We start from the raw sequence: 2,124 nt of genomic DNA on the forward strand, positions 1-2,124 counted from the left end.
GTAGCGAGCCATAGTTCAATATGTTGTTGAAAAAGACAGTTACTATAACTCAGGTGATTAAGGGACACAGCCTAGTAAGCCTGCAGGTAGGGGCCATGTGCGCGTCGCACCCGGTAAGACGTATCCCATTAAACCTTCGGCAATAATGCGCGTTTGCCCCCCCTGCCGCCCGGAGACATCCGTCAACCGGACATGTACGTCGCCGCGATTGGCGATTTGCAACGCGGGCCTGCCGTTTTCACGCACCACCTGCCAGCTTAAACTACCCGGCTGAACCAACGCGTGGTTGGCGCTGTCGGGATAGAGCGTGATACCTTGTCCATAGACGAACAGAGGAATGGAGTAGCGCATCTGTAATTTGATGCCTATCTGCGGTTTGGCGGAGGTATCCGGCTGGGGGATCTCATCAACAATGATGCGATAGGCCTGTTCGACACCCGCAGGAACCTGAGCCTGCTTAATCAAACGAATAAGTTGCTTTGAGCCTTTCTGAATGGTGACGATGGGCGGGCTGGCCACCACGTCTGTTTGTTGCTCATAGCGTTCGTTGCCCGAATCCTGGCGCCAACGGACAATCCGCACCTGCATGGTCGAAGGCGTATTGCCCTGGTTTTGGATCCACAACTCCGTGGCTTTGGTTTCAGGCCCCATCCACGGGTCGATGGGCCAGAGTAGTATGGTCGCGGCGGCGTTCGCGTTCCCGGCCGCCATGCTCAGCGACGCCACCAGTAACAGACCTGCCGCCTTTGCGGCCCCAGAGGTGACGCTCATATCCCTTCTCCCTTATTACCATGACAAGGTCACGGTCAGTTGATCTGTATACGTCCCCGCCGTACTGAGCGCGGTCAGTTGCGCGGCAGCAAAAATGCTCAGTGCGATATTATTTGCATCGGTATAGCTGACGGAAACGGCCTGGTTCATGATGATTTCGGAGTTAGCCGCCAGCGAACTGCTGCTGTACAAACGGTACGGGATGAGCTGCGTGCCACCGCTGCGCTGCAGGTAACGCACGCTGGAATAGTGCAGCCCACCGTCAATCGCCATGCTCAACGCAACTCCGGGAGTACAGGCCAGTGAGAGCGAAGCATTAGGCACAAAACTTGTTGAAATCTGCCCACTCTCCGCACCGGTATGAGTGCCAAAATTCAGCGTCCCCAGTACGCCACCTGTACCGCTGGTGACTGAACATCCCGACGCAATAGTCGCCCCCACGGCAAACGTTTTTGTCGTGACGGTAAGAGCGTCGGCTCTTTCGGGTAAGGCCATGATGCAGAGTCCTAACCCAAAAAAGGCGCGCAGCAATCCCCGGCTTCTTCGTTGAGAAGCACATTTCCCGTCTGCCCACATGTTATTTGCGTCAGTAGGTCACACTCACGTTCAGCGTATCGGTATAGGTCCCCGGCAGCACTGTTACACTGTTGCCCCCACCGGTAATGCGGCCATAAAGGGTGTAAGAGTCCACCCCGCCAGAGGTCGAGGCGCGCGGGATATTGACCCCGTTACCCACTTCGTTACTGAACCCACTATCACTGAATACGCTGTAAGCCACACCCTGCGTATTGGCCGCTGTCCTGAGATAACGTGCCGTTGCACCCGGCGTGCCCACGGTGGTGGTCGGTGTCGCCGTGTTGGTGTTGCTTATTATCTGAACGGTATAGCTGGTCGTGGTGCACTGAATGGTAAACGTACTTCCTCCGGCCCCTGTTCCCGATAATTGCGTCGTTAACTGGCTGAAGGTGGCGGGTTGAGTACCAAAGTCCAGGGTACCGAAGTTAATGCCGGTTTGTGAGGGTGAGCCATTAATTAAGCAGCCGTTTGATAACGTCAGCGTTGCGCCAATTGTGCCAGAACTGGTAACAGCATCGGCATTATTTACCGACATCGCAGCTACCCCGATAATCAGGGCAAGGCGTATTTTGTTCATGTTGCACCTCCGGAAATGACGCACCTAATGAGTTATAAAATTGAAAAGTAATTACCGAAGAAATGAATCTCAAAAGTAGCAATAACAAAAATTTAGCTGATAAAATTAGGTTCAACCAATGAAGTGGCGGATTCAACTCCGAAGTGCAACGCTAAGCCGCCAATCTTAGCTCTGCAAACACCACAGACGGTTGCCTGAAT

The 2,124-nt window shown here is 54.0% G+C and carries 3 protein-coding genes; all 3 read right to left on the minus strand.

Annotation, left to right across the window (positions count from 1 at the left end):
* Positions 1–57 precede the first annotated feature (57 nt).
* The 3 genes from ACSZPU_RS25250 to ACSZPU_RS25260 all read right to left on the minus strand — a co-directional run bounded on the left by ACSZPU_RS25250 (position 58) and on the right by ACSZPU_RS25260 (position 1,924).
* Positions 58–771, minus strand: a complete 714-nt coding sequence (locus tag ACSZPU_RS25250) for a fimbrial biogenesis chaperone (RefSeq protein WP_499004343.1) — start codon at positions 769–771, stop codon at positions 58–60.
* Between the two features lie 15 nt (positions 772–786).
* Entirely contained in the window at positions 787–1,266 is a 480-nt protein-coding gene (locus ACSZPU_RS25255) for a Csu type fimbrial protein (RefSeq protein ID WP_499004344.1), read from the minus strand.
* Between the two features lie 91 nt (positions 1,267–1,357).
* On the minus strand, positions 1,358–1,924 hold the full coding sequence (locus tag ACSZPU_RS25260; protein WP_499004346.1) for a Csu type fimbrial protein: 567 nt from the start codon (positions 1,922–1,924) through the stop codon (positions 1,358–1,360).
* Positions 1,925–2,124: the final 200 nt, after the last annotated feature.

Origin of the sequence: Phytobacter sp. V69 (assembly GCF_965644215.1) — a bacterium.
GTDB lineage: Bacteria > Pseudomonadota > Gammaproteobacteria > Enterobacterales > Enterobacteriaceae > Phytobacter.

Excerpts from the sequence above, each read along its gene's own strand:
- ACSZPU_RS25250 (WP_499004343.1), bottom strand. The coding sequence starts at position 771 with ATGAGCGTCACCTCTGGGGCCGCAAAGGCGGCAGGTCTGTTACTGGTG.
- ACSZPU_RS25255 (WP_499004344.1), bottom strand. The coding sequence starts at position 1,266 with ATGGCCTTACCCGAAAGAGCCGACGCTCTTACCGTCACGACAAAAACG.
- ACSZPU_RS25260 (WP_499004346.1), bottom strand. The coding sequence starts at position 1,924 with ATGAACAAAATACGCCTTGCCCTGATTATCGGGGTAGCTGCGATGTCG.